The 14,941-nt window shown below is 63.8% G+C and carries 10 protein-coding genes; all 10 read right to left on the bottom strand.

Going from position 1 to position 14,941, the window contains the following annotated elements:
• Positions 1 to 69: 69 nt before the first annotated feature.
• A complete protein-coding gene (locus tag BHE97_RS06975; protein WP_087623321.1) occupies positions 70 to 621 on the bottom strand; it encodes an LPXTG cell wall anchor domain-containing protein in 552 nt (183 codons plus the stop codon).
• A 206-nt stretch (positions 622 to 827) separates the two neighbouring features.
• Positions 828 to 1,571, bottom strand: coding sequence for a CPBP family intramembrane glutamic endopeptidase (locus BHE97_RS06970; RefSeq protein WP_170931313.1), 744 nt, complete (start codon positions 1,569 to 1,571; stop codon positions 828 to 830).
• Between the two features lie 25 nt (positions 1,572 to 1,596).
• On the bottom strand, positions 1,597 to 2,898 hold the full coding sequence (locus BHE97_RS06965) for an HNH endonuclease signature motif containing protein (RefSeq protein WP_087623319.1): 1,302 nt from the start codon (positions 2,896 to 2,898) through the stop codon (positions 1,597 to 1,599).
• Positions 2,899 to 2,994: 96 nt separating this feature from the next.
• Positions 2,995 to 4,161 (bottom strand): Fic family protein, encoded by a 1,167-nt coding sequence (locus tag BHE97_RS06960; protein WP_087623318.1) that lies wholly within the window; start codon positions 4,159 to 4,161, stop codon positions 2,995 to 2,997.
• Between the two features lie 312 nt (positions 4,162 to 4,473).
• Positions 4,474 to 5,862, bottom strand: coding sequence for a sugar transferase (locus BHE97_RS06955; RefSeq protein WP_236757572.1), 1,389 nt, complete (start codon positions 5,860 to 5,862; stop codon positions 4,474 to 4,476).
• Between the two features lie 973 nt (positions 5,863 to 6,835).
• Positions 6,836 to 7,867 (bottom strand): acyltransferase, encoded by a 1,032-nt coding sequence (locus tag BHE97_RS06945; RefSeq protein WP_170931311.1) that lies wholly within the window; start codon positions 7,865 to 7,867, stop codon positions 6,836 to 6,838.
• A complete protein-coding gene (locus tag BHE97_RS06940; RefSeq protein WP_170931310.1) occupies positions 7,864 to 9,180 on the bottom strand; it encodes an O-antigen ligase family protein in 1,317 nt (438 codons plus the stop codon). Before BHE97_RS06940 ends, BHE97_RS06945 begins: the two co-directional genes overlap by 4 nt.
• Positions 9,117 to 10,574: a lipopolysaccharide biosynthesis protein gene (locus BHE97_RS06935; protein WP_087623313.1), complete on the bottom strand. Its 1,458-nt coding sequence runs from the start codon at positions 10,572 to 10,574 to the stop codon at positions 9,117 to 9,119. Before BHE97_RS06935 ends, BHE97_RS06940 begins: the two co-directional genes overlap by 64 nt.
• Positions 10,571 to 12,517 carry a glycosyltransferase family A protein gene (locus BHE97_RS06930; RefSeq protein ID WP_087623312.1) on the bottom strand — a complete coding sequence of 649 codons (1,947 nt, stop codon included), beginning with the start codon at positions 12,515 to 12,517 and terminating at the stop codon, positions 10,571 to 10,573. Before BHE97_RS06930 ends, BHE97_RS06935 begins: the two co-directional genes overlap by 4 nt.
• On the bottom strand, positions 12,514 to 14,655 hold the full coding sequence (locus BHE97_RS06925; protein WP_140400010.1) for a polysaccharide pyruvyl transferase family protein: 2,142 nt from the start codon (positions 14,653 to 14,655) through the stop codon (positions 12,514 to 12,516). Before BHE97_RS06925 ends, BHE97_RS06930 begins: the two co-directional genes overlap by 4 nt.
• Positions 14,656 to 14,941: the final 286 nt, after the last annotated feature.

Raw genomic sequence — 14,941 nt, 5'->3', positions numbered from 1 at the left:
CGGTCGGACACGACGAAGCCCCCAGATCATCGAGATCTGGGGGCTTCGCTCAGTCGAACCGAGGGCGGCTCAGCTGTGCAGACGCTGGCGACGAACCGCCACGCCGGCGACGCCGAGACCGGCGACGAGGAGCGCCGCGCCCGCGACGAGCGCGATGGTGGAGCTGTCGGTCGAACCGGTGTCGGGCAGGCCGCCATCGCGGTCACGGTCTCCACCGCCACCGCCGGAGCTGCCGACCTCGATGAGCGCCTCGGCGCTGGCACCGGACTCCGAACCGACAGCGGTCAGCGTGTACGTCCCCGTCGCGTTCTCCGGGAGCGTGACCGTGACGCTGGCGGCACCGTTGGCGTCGGCGGCCTTGGTGGTGGATGTGCTGTTCACCACCGTGGCGAGCGACGCGAGCGTGGCGCCCGCGGCATTCTCGCCGGTGAGCGTGAAGGTCACGTTCTCGTTCGGCTCGAAGCCGGTGAACGGGATCGTGGCGCTGCCACCCGGGGCGATGATCACGGCACCGCCGGCGGGTCCGCCGGGGGTGTACTCTGCATTGGCCGCGGCGGGCACAAGGACGAGGGCTAGTGCCGCGGCGAAGGCCGCGACTATCTTCATACGGAACTTGGTCATGGTCGTTCTCCAACCGGTACTGATGGTCTGGTGGAACCCGAGTTTGTTGCTTTTCCCCAGGCGTTCGTTCGGTCAAAGGACGAGTTCGAGGGAGTCTCGCACCTTCTGAGAGAAACCTTAATGACCTTCTGTCGCATATCGCAAGCTGAACCGTGAAACCCCCAACCTCAATGTGATACATGTCATAACAATGTGAAGGTGGCCATTCAGGTAAGGCCCGCGCCTCCGCCGTCCCCCGTCACCATGAGGGCGATGAGCCCGAGGCTCACATAGGAGGCGTTGAATGCCACATGCATGATGAGGGCGCTCCAGATCCGGCCCGTGAGCAACACGAGGAGCGCGCCGACGAGAGCGACGAGGGCGATCGAGGCTGGTCCGCTCCAGTGGTCGTCGAGCGCATCTGTGAGCAGGTGGGCGAGCACGAACAGAGCTGTGGTGATGAGCGCGGTCACTGTGCCGGCTGCGAGCCGTGACCGACTCGCACGACGGAAGACGGTGTAGAGCGCGACGAGCAGGAGGGCGTGGAAGAAGAGCTCCTCGACGATGGGGCCGACGAGGGCGGGGGCGAGGGCGTCGCTCCACCAGGAGTCCATGGTGGGCCAGGTCGCGAGAGGTGCCATCCACCCTGCGATGACACGGAGAGCCAGGCCGGACATGATCCCGAGGAGGAGGTCGTGGGCGCGGAAGCGCAGGAGTCCTCGGGGGATGGAACGGCGGAAGGCGATGACCACGGGGACGAGCATGGCGATCCAGATGAGACCGGGCGCGTCGGGCAGGAGGATGGCGGCGGCGATACCGGCGCCGAGTGCGGCGATAGCCCAGGCGACGAGGTCCCAGTCCCAGGTTTGGGTGGACGTGCCGCCTTGCAACCAGACGCGCCGGGGACGATCGGATCGCGGGGAGCGGCTGCGCATCGGCTCGCCGGTCGCCACTCCGTAGGGATCATTCACAGCCCAGACTCTAGGTGACTCGGGTCTAGGCGACGAGTGGTCGGTAGCGGGTGTTGCGGATGGGCATGGTGGATCCGGGTGGGTGGAAGTCGGGGAGCCGGTCGCGTGGGTTGATGACGACGCGCCATCGGGTGTGGTGGATCTTGTGGTGATGATGCGCGCAGAGCAGGACCCCATCGTCGACACTGGTCGGTCCGCCCTCGGACCACGGCCTCACATGGTGGGCTTCGCACCATGACGATGGTCTGTCACAGCCTGGGAACGCGCAGCCGCCGTCTCGCAGCGCTAAAGCGCGTCGTTGTTTCTCGGTGTGGAGCCGCCCGCTGCGGCCGAGGTCGAGGGGTACCGAGTCACCGCCCATGATCACGGGGAGGATGCCTGCTTCGCAGGCGATCATCCGTAGCTGCCCGGCGGAGATGTGGGTGCCGTGGTCGGTGACGCCGGCCTGATCGGTGCGACCGCGTAGGGCATCTTCGGTGACGGTGACCATCAGGGTGGCGGCGACGCCGCCGTGGTTGCCGTAGCCGTCCTTAGGCAGGTGCCGCAGCACGTCGCAGAACGCCCGGCCAAGCTTCTCCGGGTACGACGGTTGGTCGACGACCTCGTCAACCAGGGCTGTCTCGGGGCCTTGGCTGTCAGGGGCGCCGCGGTAGCGCGGTGAGGTCTTGGATTCCAGGACGGAACGGAGGATGTCGCTGGTGAACGCGTCGATCTCGAATCCACCTTTGACCATGCCGTCGTCATCGGGACGGGTCATCCAGAAGCTGGCCTTGCGCCGTGCCGTCTGTTCCTGGCGGGTGAGGGTGCGGTCTTCGATCGCGTCGGCGCGGGGCTTGTCGACGATCTCGACCGCGCGGCGGGCTTTGCGCCGTAGTTGTTCGAGGCTCATGCCGGGTGCCGCCTCAGCGAGATCGCGTTCGACCAGACCACGGTCGACCGTGGACAGGTCGCGAGGAAGATCGTCCATCGCGCGAGCGACCACGTGCGCCTTATCGGTGGACATGCCGGGCTTGGTCAACTGTTCGGCCAGCACCGGCGCAGTCTCGAGACGTTCGGCGAGCTGGCGCTGACGGACAGCGTCGCGCCGCGTGATGCCCGAAGTCTCGGCGATCAGAGCATCCATGGACGGCGCGGAGGTCTGCTCGTGGGCTTTCTGGCGCGAGCCCTCGGCCGTGACCGCGAGCAGGAACGCCTGCACCTCACGCAGAATCGACTGCCCCACCCGATGCGCCTCCACGAGCTCGACCGCATCCAACTCGACCAGCTGCGCCCGTGCAGCAGCGATCGCGGCCGGACCACCGGCCAAACGATCCACCACCACGCTCATCGGAACCCCCACATGTTTCGAACTGATGTTCCCATCATCACAGATCCCACCGACACGTCCAGCGACTTTCCACAGCAGGGGTTTTACGCGGTCATTTCAGTCGTAGATCGCCGGCGCGTCGATGACATCGAAGAGCTCTCGGGCGACCCAGTAGAGACGACCGCCCCGTCCCGAGGCTCCGATCTTCTCTACCCACCCCCGCCGGGCGGCATCGTTGATGAGATTGCGGGAACCGTGGTTGGTGAGGCCGAGCGTCTTCTCGACTCGAGCAACCGTGAGGAAGGGGTTGACGAAAACCAGTGCCACCAGAGCGGAGAGGTTCGAACGAGTCGTGGCCGCCCGTGAGAGGTATCGCTCCCGCAAGTCGACCAGCTTCTCGGAGCGCACGACCGCGTCCTCCGCCGAACGCCGGACCGCGGTGAGGAAGAACTGGAGCCACTGTTGCACCTCGCCCTTCTCGCGAACCCGCTGAAGTCGCTCGTAGTACTCCATACGATGCTTCTCCAGGTAGCCGGACGTATAGAGCAACGGGGTCGTGAGTCGGCCTTCCTCCGTCAGCATCAAGTTGATGAGGAGTCTGCCGATGCGGCCGTTTCCGTCCAGGAACGGGTGGATCGTCTCGAACTGATAGTGCATGAGGGCACACCGGATTAGCACAGGCGATTGATCAGGTTCGTTGACGCACTTCTCCCAGTCCGTGATCGCGGCCGGCAGGTCGTCCGGGAGTGGTGGCACATAGAGTGCGGTCGTGGGATTGTCGGTCGGTGACCCCACCCAGACCGGGGAGCGACGGAACTCCCCTGGTGACTTCTCTTGGCCTCGCACTCCGGACAAAAGGGTGGCGTGGAGCTCGAGGATCAGCCGCTGGGTGATGGGCAACTCTCTGATGAGTTCGTAGCCTTGCATGGTTGCGGCAAGGTACCGCTCGACTTCCGCAACGTCCTCCGAAGACGTCGGGGTCCCACCGGCCTCGGCCTGAAGCACTTCCGAGATGGATGTCTGGGTTCCCTCGATGCGGGAGCTGGCGACTGCCTCCTGTGTCAGATATGGACCGATCAGGAGTTCTGGATCCCTCACGAGAGCCCCCAGCCCTTGAAGACGCCCCAGCGCAGCGTCCGCCTCGGAGAGAGCGCTGACAGTGGCCGAGTGGAGGGGAAGGTCGCGCGGGATCGGCGCGGGCCTGAAGTACCAGAAGGCTGACTTCTTGCCCGGCTCGCGGATCGCCTCGCCGAAAAGTGGTGCAGTGAAGCGGTCGGGATCCACCAGAATACCAACCGAATCGGCCTTTTAGTTGGATGTTCCCCCTCAGGGACCCACTCCAGTTGGAACGTGGGGCTTAAGATCCAACGTAAACCCCTTTACACTTGGATCTTTGAAGCCTCTGCCCAACCGCCGTTGGAACGTCACAGCGAGCTTCCAACGCAGAGTCCCGTTCACTGTGATCCTCTGCATCCGAGTGCAGCGGTCTCGCCGCCGAGATCGTGGAGCCAGCCGAGGACGTCTCCGCCCGAAGGCCAGGGTTGATGCCTTCGTCCCAGCGCTGGCAGGCATGAGCGACCGCGTTACCAGCGGCTCTCAGTAGGCGCCTTGTTTGGCGACCACCGCGCGGATGGTGCGCCAGATGATCTGCAAGTCGCGCATCATGGACCAGTTCTCGACATAGTCAAGGTCGAGGCGCACGGTCTCCTCCCAGTCGAGATCGGAGCGTCCGCTGACCTGCCAGAGCCCGGTGATGCCTTGCTTGACCAGGAGGCGTTTGGCGGCGAAGTCGTCGTAGGCGTCGACCTCGGTGCGCAGCGGCGGTCGCGGACCGACGACGCTCATGTCGCCGCGGAGGACGTTGATGAACTGCGGCAGCTCGTCGAGGCTGTACCGGCGCAAGAACCTGCCGACACGCGTGACACGCGGGTCGTCGGCCATCTTGAAGAGCACGTTCTTGACATCGTGGGCGTCACGCAGCGCTTGCACTTCCAGATCAGCGTCCTGGCGCATGCTGCGGAACTTGAGCATGGAGAATGCTTCACCGTCCTTACCGATGCGCTCGGACTTGTAGAGGACGGGACCTTTGGAGTCGAGTTTCACAGCGATGGCGATGGCCAGCAGCATCGGGGAAATGGCGACAAGCGCCGAGAAAGCAAAGATCCGGTCGAAGACCTTCTTGGTGATGGTCGCGGCGGCCTTGAACTGGGGCTCTTCGAGGTGCACCAGCGGCATATTGGCGACGGCGCGCACGTGGACGCGTGGTCCCGCGACGTCCATGATGTTGGGCGACACCATGAGGTCGATGTCGAGGTCGTGCAGATCCCAGGACAGTTGCCGCAGTCCGCGATGGCCGAGATGTTCGGTGTCGCTGACGATGACGGTGTCGGCCTCGGTGAGGTAGAGGGCGTCGTCGAGATCATGGTTGGAGCCGAAGACGGGGATGAACTGGTCGGGCACGTCGAGCCATTGCCGCGGACCGGTCTCGGAGTCGGGCACCCATACGCCGCTGACCCGATAGCCGGCGGTGGCGTGACGACGGAGCCAGCCGGCGATCTCGCGCGCGGTGTCGACGCCGCCGATGATCATGACGTTGTGCGAGGCCTTGCCCTTAGCCCGTTGCTTCTGCAGACGCTTGCGCCAGAACTTGCGGTTGAGGAGCAGCGCGAGAAGTCCGATGGGTAGCGCGATGCCTAGGTAGCCGCGGGACGTCTGAAACTGGAATAGATAAGAGACGATGGCTACGAGGCCGAAGAGGAACAGGCTGACGTTGAAGACCTTGGTGTACTCCTCCGGCCCATCGCCGAGCAACCGCTCGTCATAGGTGCCCGCGAGATGCAGTGCGAGCACCCATGCGATGGTGAGAAGCACGGTGATAGCCACGTAGGTCGTGGCGGCGTCACCGAAGCCTTCCGTGACGACGCTGAACCTGATCATCAGGGCGATGACAGCCGCCGCGTACACGACGAAGCCGTCACCGATCATCACGCATCGCGCATAGGCGTTCGCCCACTGCGGCGGCCTACGAGTCGACGGAACTTCTGTCTCCAAAGCGTCACTCGGACGCTTGGACTGCTGCGGTACCCGGGTCACCCCACCCTCCACCTCTCCTCGCCCACACATTAGTGTGCCGCAATACAGCGCTCACCACCGCCAGCGTCTCAACCCCTGGCCGGGATTACCCCTCGTTTTCCCTGCCGTTCACGCAACGAAACCAGTCGTTGACATCGCGCTGGTGTCGCACCTAGAGGGATGAACATTCCCCGCTCAAGGCGCCGCTGTACGATCAGACATAGATCTCCACTCAATCCTCGGAGGAACCGTGCAGAGATTGGTCCAGGATCTACGTTTGGATTTCTCCGTCAATCATCGTCTGCTCGATCGCATTACCGTTACTGCTTTCCGATTCAACCAGTGGGCCTACCGAGGGCGCCTTCGTCCAGTGAAGCGCTTGGTGGCGAAAGCCATAGATGCTCTCTGGATGCAGGGCGTAGTCGGGGCCGACATGCCCGGAAGAGTCGCCTGCGGTGCTCCGTTGCGGTTACCGCACGGAGGACGCAACGTCGTTCTGCACCCGAACGTGACGATAGGAGCCAGCGTGACGATCTACCACGGCGTTACTCTCGGGGTCTACGGCCCGGACCCGTCTCACGTGCCCACGGTTGACGATGGCGCGTACCTCGGCACAGGCGCCGCGGTCATCGGGCGAGTGCATGTGGGTAAGGGCGCGAAGGTGGGTGCCAATGCGACCGTGACCAAGGATCTTCCCGCAGGACACACCGCAGTGAGCGCACCGATCCAGCTGCGCGTACCAAAAGGGACAGCTACCGCTAGTTGACGAGCACCCGCCGCTCTGCCGCGGACGCCGCACCGAGGCGAATCGCCCTGAACCGAGAGCGCGAACGTCCGAAGCACAGGGCGCGGGACGTGCAGATGCATGGGAGACGCCGGCCCATCATCACCATTTCTCGCCGAGAGCCACGCGTCCCACCGGTAGAAGGCGCATGACCATCACCACTCCGATCGAACCTATGATTCCGACGGTCGAGCAGAGGCCGAACTGCAGCCATGGGTCATCGGCACCCACCTGAATCAGCAGTATGCGCGTGGGCGCCACGACGAATGGATGAATGAGGAAGATCCCCGAAGAGTAACCGCCGATCCACGCAAGCCAACGCACCCTGATCGACAGCGACAGCCAGGCGACGGGAAAAGCAACACCCAGGAGAACCCCGATGATGTCACGACGCGAGTCCACATCGGGAACGACACCGAAGATGCCTAGTTGTGTGTAGGCGAAGAGCAGCACGAAACACACAACGAGCATCACACGTAACCGTCTCGGCACGCCCAGGGTCCAACCGAACCGACTGACCGCAACCCCTGACAAGAAGAATCCGTAGAGGGTGAAGGCCGTGCCTAGTTGCAGAAACTCGCCGCTGTATGCGGGAAGTAGCTGATTGAGCAGAACGATCGAGGTGATGACTCCGACGAGAACTCGTGGATCACGAAACAAGCCGAGACCATCCACGAGCGCGGTGACCGCGAACATCCAGAATGTCGCGAGCAGGAACCAATAGGGCGATATCGAGTACACGAGCCAGGACAACGGATTGATCTCGACGCTCGTGTTCGCTCCCGGAGTGACTGCCAACGTCAAGCCGATCGCCGGGACGAAGATGAGATAGGGGATGAGCAGCCGCCGTGCCTTCTTCCCCATGAATCCGCTGTAAGAGCTCAGGTCGGTCAGCGGTCGCCAGGCGTATACGAAACCCGAGAGGAAGACGAACAGCGGCATGCGCAGGTATCGGAATGAGTCGCCGAACCACCGCAGAGGGTGGTCATCCGGCACCCCGATGCCACTCCCCTCGTTGAATCCGGCAACATGCACGGTGACGAGGAGAATACAGGCGATTCCACGCAGGGTATCGACGGACAGATGACGAGCCAACCCGCTTTCCCCGGCTCCGATGGGGGTGCGATAAGTCATCGGCGCACCGTTCGCAGGGGACCGAGGGGTTCCTTGGGCATGAGTCCTCCCATCACGACGAACGAAACCAGCATCACCACCCAGTAGTGGGACTGCGTGTAGAGGGAGGACGTGAGGCCGAATACGAGCATGGAGACCAATATCGCCGCAGGGGCGAGAACACCGGTCCTGCGGATGTACCGGGCGGACGCCATCACGAACATTGCACTGATAGTCGTGAGAGCGATGAATAGCAACAGACCTCCCTGGAACCATCCGCGCAGTAGATAGTTGTGCACCACGAGGCCAGATTGGGTCGTTGACTGATTCATCGTGTCCATGCCCACGCCCATGATCGGATCGCCGGCGATCGAATCTATCGCGTACTGATAGGCACCGAATCGGATGAGCAATGAGGCCCGGTCTCCGCTCGGATCCGTCACCTCGGAGACGCGAGCCTCGAGCGATTCTGGAAGCAACGAGATCAGATTGCCGTTTGCCGTGACAAGCACCCCGACGACAGCCACGATCGCCAGAGTGCCCAGGAGGTACCGGATGGCCCCACGAGCAGCAAAGACATAGAACATGAGTCCCACCGCGAGCATGAGCATCGAGCTGAGGCTGGCCGAGCCGAGAATAGTCACTGCGTGGACCAGCAATAGCGCCACGCCAAGCACACGATTGATGACTCCACGACGCATGAGATCGAACAGGATCAGGATCGCGATCACCGACATGATCCCCAGGATGTTCGGGTGCCCGGCGAGACCCCGGGCTCGGCCGGCGACCGCGACGACACCCAGAACGGATCCGCCCGCCATCTGCACGATGGCCGCCAACGCAGAAAGGGTCTGGACCCCGAGGAAGGCAACGACCACGTTCCTCAGAAAATTCGGGTAACGATTCAACTGAAAGGCGACCGCCGGAGGGAGAAGCGCGACGAGCAGACCGAGGGTGACCGCCACTTCACCGCTGGCCCGCAGGTTGCTGTTCATTCCCGATATCAAGCCGGCGATCACGATCAAAGCGGCAACGACTACCAATACCCGCTGTCCATGCACCTTCACCACCCGAACGGTCATAAGGCTGAGGAGAGCGGCAGCCAGCGGGATCGCTCGAACTTGAGGAGAGACCATCGAGTACAGGAGCTGCTGCAATGGTGAGGTCGCGATGACCACAACCCACACCCAGCCATCGATTCCCATCCGGACAGGGCGATCCGACATCGCTTCATGCCGCACCTTCCACTGGCGAGGCGACCTCGTGACCATCATGGACGCTGTTCCTTCCGGGCGAGTGTTCGGATGGTGCGGCGTACGCTGGTTGAACGCCACGCCACCACCGCATACCAGCAAATGGTGGCGGCGACTCCAGACCCGACAGCCAGCCAGTCGTGCTGAAGGAATGAGCACAGGTAACTGAGAAGACCGACGGGAAGAACAAGGGTCGCGAACCCCACGCCGACCTCCCGCAGCTGGGGCCCGAGCTCTGTGCCGCAAACCTGTGCGCACCGCACCACGGCGAGTAGCCAGTACAAGGCATACCCGATGGAGTGCCCGACGGCGACACCGAACGCCCCCCATGGCAAACCGAAGGCCATGCACACGACGATAAGAGGCTGAGCCCACAGCGCGAACCGGAACTGAGCACCAGTGTGGTCTGTTGCCAGAAAAGCCCAGAAATTCGCCTGATTGAGTGCCTTGAAGATGCCACCGATACAAAGCGCCTGGAAGATGGGGACCATAGCTCCCCACTGATCCCCGAAGACGATCATCACCAGCTGGGGAGCCAAGGCGAAGGCGAAGGCGAAGCCCCCGCCGAGCACGAGGATGTTCATGCGGATAATCGACCGAAGGAAACCGTTGAGAGCCCCCACATCGTCGGAGACCCGCGAGAGCACAGGGACTGCGACTCGAGTCAGGGGCGCCATCAGCTGGTTGATCGGCAGCATGAGCAGTTGGAATGCGCGGCTGTAGATTCCTAGCGGACCCGCGCCCCACACAGCGCCCAACATGAGGTTGTCTCCGTTGCGCGCCGCGTAGGCGACGAGTTGCGTCCCGAACAGCCCACCGCCGTACCTTGCGAACGAACGCACCTCTCCTCGCCGACTGGGAAGCCCTGGATACCAGCCCGCAAGTGTCACGGCCGCGATGAATCCGAGCAGATGCGTCGAAAGCTGTTGCGCTACCAACGCCATCTCAGTGGGACTTGCCATGGCCCAGGCCACCGCGACGCCGAACCCGAGGATCGGCGGTCCGGACTCCACGATCGCGAGCCGCCCGAACTGCAACTTGCGGTTGATCTCAGCCCTGAATTGAGCCGATGCACCGTTGAGTAGGAACATCGGAGAGGTCCAGATGATCATGGCCTGAAGGGACGGTTCGCCGAACAACGATGCGAACGGACCGGACAGCACGATCGCCAGCGCCATGAAGACCGCACCGAGGCATGTGTTGACCCAGAAGAGGTTAGTCTTCTGGGCTTGCGTGATCGTCGTGGACCGAGCGGCGGCAGTAGTGAGCCCGAAGTCCCGCAGCAGTTCGCCGAGGGCAGCGACGGACAGCACGAGCGCCATCAACCCGAAGTCGTCAGGAGCAAGCAACCGTGAGAGTACGGCGGTGCCCGCGAGGTTGACGAGGACGCGAGCGAGTTGACCCGCCGTGACCAGCTTCGCCCCCCGACGCCCGTGCCCACCGAGCTCTTCGCGTGTCTGCAACGGCGCGTTCACTTCTCTGTGCGGGGTGTGACGACCTCATCCGCGATCACTTGTGCATCTCGGATCCGCGAGCGCGCACCGTCGACACGCCTCGGCAGAGAAGCGCTCCAACGAACGAGGTCCCCATCGGTGATATCGGGCAACTGGGCCGCCGATTTTCCCTCGAAGCGCCCCACCTCCGGCATATCGACAACATCGAAGTGTCGAGCGATTTTGCCTCCGCTCGATTCGACCCATCCCAACGGAATGGCGCCTTCCGTCGCTGCGACGATGAGGCCGTGTAACCGATCTCCCACCGCGATGACTGACTCGCGGTACACCTCCCGCACACGCACCTCGTGATCGGCATGCGTTGCCGTCTCCGCGAAGAGCACGGATTCCCCACCGGTCCGGATCGCAAGACGTTCCGCGAGGTCATTGTCGCGACGAACTTGGGCAACGAAGGTCGGAGTCAGACGGTGCGCCTCAGCCAGATGCGAAGCCCACTCGAGCCACTCCTCGGATGGCTCCCGACGGTCACCGCGAAGGATGAACGCGGCACGGCTTCGGAGCGCAGCACCTGACCATTCACTCGTCGGGCTACCGAGCGCAAACGCCCAGTCGGGAGCGGTTCGTCCCGCGCCCAACAGCATGACAGAGTCAGCGTCCCGGAATGTCGCGAATCGGGCGCCTCTCGCAAGAAGCCTGTAGGGCACCGACCAGACCGTCCGATCTCCTGGGACACCTGCACCCATCCACAGAACTCGCACATGCGGCAGGAGCGACACTGCCCACAGCGAGGCAAGGCGTGCTGCACCACGCCGCGAGACCTTGACTTCACCGGCGTTCGGGATCAGGAGAGTCGGTTGACGTACCCCGCGCCTCGCAGCAGCGGCCAACCAGGGACGAAAGGCCCGATAGGAGACATCGCCCGGCGCGAGCCCGAGCCCTGTGTCGAATGTCCGTGTCGACTCTCCATGGAAAACATGAAGACGGGTGCCACGCGCACGCGCATCGGCGAGACTCGGGCGGCGGAGAAGCGAATCCCCGATATTGTCATCCTGGCCCGCTGCCCACTCGAAGACCTCGACGGAGGCTTGCCCAGCGCCCCCTGTAGTTCGCGGCTTCTCGATGAACGAGAGCCCGCCCTCCGCATAGGCGAGCGCCAGGCGCGCGCCAGCGCGCAAGCGGTGTCCGGCCTGTCGATTGGCCCGGGCGATCCGCTTGTTCGCTGCCGCGCGCCGCCGCCACGTGGACATGAGCTGGATTTCTATCCCCCAGGCAGAGGCGTAGTGCTCCCGAATCTGTTCCTTACACTTCAACGCGCTCTGAGCAGAGCGCACGGACTTGCCACCCGACATCTCATAGCGCATGGCAACCACGTCATGCCGAAGAATGCTTCCGGACCGGGCGAGACGGACGAGCATCTCGTAGTCCTCGGCGAAACGGGGCCTGAGGGCCGCTGGCTCGAGGGTTTCGGCTGCGCGCAGCTTCGCGACCCTTATCACCGCAGCTGCGGGCGGCCAGGCGCTGTATCCCTTGGTCAAGAGCGTCTCCACGGTGACCTGGGGAAAGGTCACCGGCAGTAGGGTGCCCTCTCGTTGACCCGGGGCGAAACCCACCACCCTTCCCCCCGCTGCGGCCGCATCCGGCACCTCGGTGAGCATCTCGATCGAGCGGGCGACACCCGGAGCCACCAACAAATCGTCTGCGTCGAGGAACACCACGAACTCGCTGTCAACGCTTGCTCCACCACGCGCCCGCGCAATCGCCGCCCCTGTGTTCTCCTGGCGTAATACATCGGCACCCGCCTTCTGAGCCCGGTCGGCGGTTTCGTCGGTCGATCCATCGTCAACGACAACCACTCGTGCCGCACCGGCGTCGAGAGCCGACGCGACTGCATCGGCGATCGTTCGCTGCGCGTTATAAGCGGCAATGACAACAGTCAGACGTTCGGAGTCACCCGAGTCCCTCATGCGCTCCCCCTCATCGTCCGCACTCGATCGACGATCGCCGCGCGAGCAGCCTCGATCCTCACGGATGCCGACTCGATGCGCGCATCGTACTCCGCACGAATGTCCGCATCCGTGAGCAAGACGTTCACCTGCTCAGAGACCCTCACTGGATCGAAACGGTTGACGTTATGCACCCAAGGATCGAGGTCGAGATCACCGAAAGCTCCGAAGCCTTTCCGCTCGTAGGCCAAGTGGACCACATAATGACCTGCGGCGAGCGCCATCAGAGCAGCATGCAATCGCACGGCCACGACGACCCGCGGCGCGCCTGTGGAGCCCATCAGCTCGGTGCGGGGCACGGTGCGTAGTGGCGAAAGCGTCGATGCAGCCGGACGATCATCGTTCCCCCCCGTTGTGCTCTGGATATAACCGTCGTACTCGCCCAGCCGCTCTGCGAGACGGTAGATGTCCGGGTTGACTCGACCATGCACGGCCCGAATCGACAGCACGGGCACTGGGGCCACCTCACTGCCCGGCCTGCGTCCACGAACGACGGCAGCCGTCGCCAGGTCGGGCATCCGCATCACCGTGGGACCCGAGAACTCGTCGACGCTACGATCATCGCGCAGCATCACACAGTCGATCTTCGAGAGTCGCCGACGCAACAGCGAACGCATGCCGGGACGTACCGGCCCCACGCTCTGCGGCAGATAGAGCGTAGGGACGCTCGCTCGTGACGCCGCGAGGAGTTGGGGGCCGTGAACCAGAGCAGCCTTCAAAGTTTCGACGAGCGTTCCCGCACGCAGATAACCGCCGCCTACGGCGATCACCGCGTCGAAGCCGTTGATCCCCTTCAGCACCGAGCGAGTACGTGGATCCCAGCCTCGCTTGGTCGGGACAGCCGGTAGTGTCACAACATCAAGATCTAAGAAGGTCTCGGGCCGAGCAGCGACGAGAGTGATGGGAATGTGGCCGAAGGCCTCGCGCACCAAACTGATGGTCTCGCGGACGAGCAGACCATCGCCCGCGTTCTCCGCCGAGTAGCCGTGGAGAATCAGGACCCCCCGTCCGGTGGCTTCTTCCTCGTTCTGCGGTGTCGACGCCTCCGTGAGCCCGGTCACGATCCTGCTGGGAGCCTCGGGATCTGCCAGCGGTCCAGCAACGACCTGAAGGTCGTGGAACCACTTGCCGCGAGTGTCCTCATCCACAGCGAGCCGATGCACGGCTTGAGCGATCGAGCCGTTCTCCGCAGACAGAATCACTCCGCCGTCTTTCGCGAGGTCTCGGAACGCCGGGATGGGGCTCGTCAGAGCCCCCCTCCCACGCTGCCGGCCCTCCCAGAGGAACATGGGGTTGAGCTCCGCGCGACTCGGCATGAAAAGCGCATCACACCAATCAATCTGCGCCCGCACATCCTCGAGCTCTCCGAGGAAGGTCACGGTATGCCGCTGAGGGAGACCGACCACTGCCTCACGGATTCTTTTCTCCTCCGGCCCCGCCCCAGCAATACGCAACTCCACGGGCCGGTCGACCTCCGCCAGTAGCGCGGCGATGCGATCGAGACCCTTTTGCTCAGTGAGGCGCCCGGCAAAGAAGAGCCGGACTGAGGCGAGTTCGCCCACCCGAGGAGCAACAGGAGGCTCGGAGACAGGAGCGAGCGCGTTCGGCTCATAGACAATGCGCTGTGGCTCGTTGAAGCCCGCCGCGCAAAGTTCCTCAACCGCCCGAGGCAACGGCGCAGTGACAAGCGTTGCCCGTCTGACCGCCCTACGGACGAGCACGTCCTCCGCCCACCCGCGGAGCCCCGCGGAATCCGCGCTGGGCAACTGATGAAATGTGGCGACGAAAGGCCGGCCGGAAGGAAGGAGAGTCTTCGCCCTCAACCCGAGAACTAGATGACTACCGCGCATTAAGGAGTACACAGCATCCACCTCGGAGAGGTGCGGCTCCACGGTTCGCGCTGCCGCCAGGACACCGGCTGGTGACTTCGAACAGTTCAGCTCGACGACACGTGCAAAATGGGGGCGCATCACATCGACACCCGTGCTGCCCGCGAAGAGGACGATCAACGTCGTCTCCGCGCCCGCGGCATGAAGTTTTTGCGCTATGCCGAGTAAGGCCGCCTGCGCGCCGCCACCGAAGAACCACGGTGCGACCACCGCTACACGGCGGGGGTACGCCACCGACGCGCTTCCAGGATCACTCTTTCGGATGGGGACCCCTCAGGTAGTCGAGTAGAGATCAACGAGAGCGCGCCGTTGAGCCTCAGGACTCATCTTGTCATTGAGGGTGCGTGCAGCGGTAGTAGCCGCCGCACGCATCTCCGGGTCGGTGAGGAGCCGGCACACGAGGTGGGCGGCGTCCAGCGGGGTGGTGGCAGACGGTATACCGAGCCCCTCGAAAGCGGGAATCCGGCGGCTAGCTGTAGTTCCCCGGGACGTTGTG

Source organism: Aeromicrobium sp. PE09-221 (genome assembly GCF_002174305.1).
Taxonomy (GTDB): Bacteria; Actinomycetota; Actinomycetes; order Propionibacteriales; family Nocardioidaceae; genus Aeromicrobium.
The sequence above is the reverse complement of the archived record's forward strand: the minus strand, read 5'-3'. Positions and strand labels throughout refer to the sequence as shown.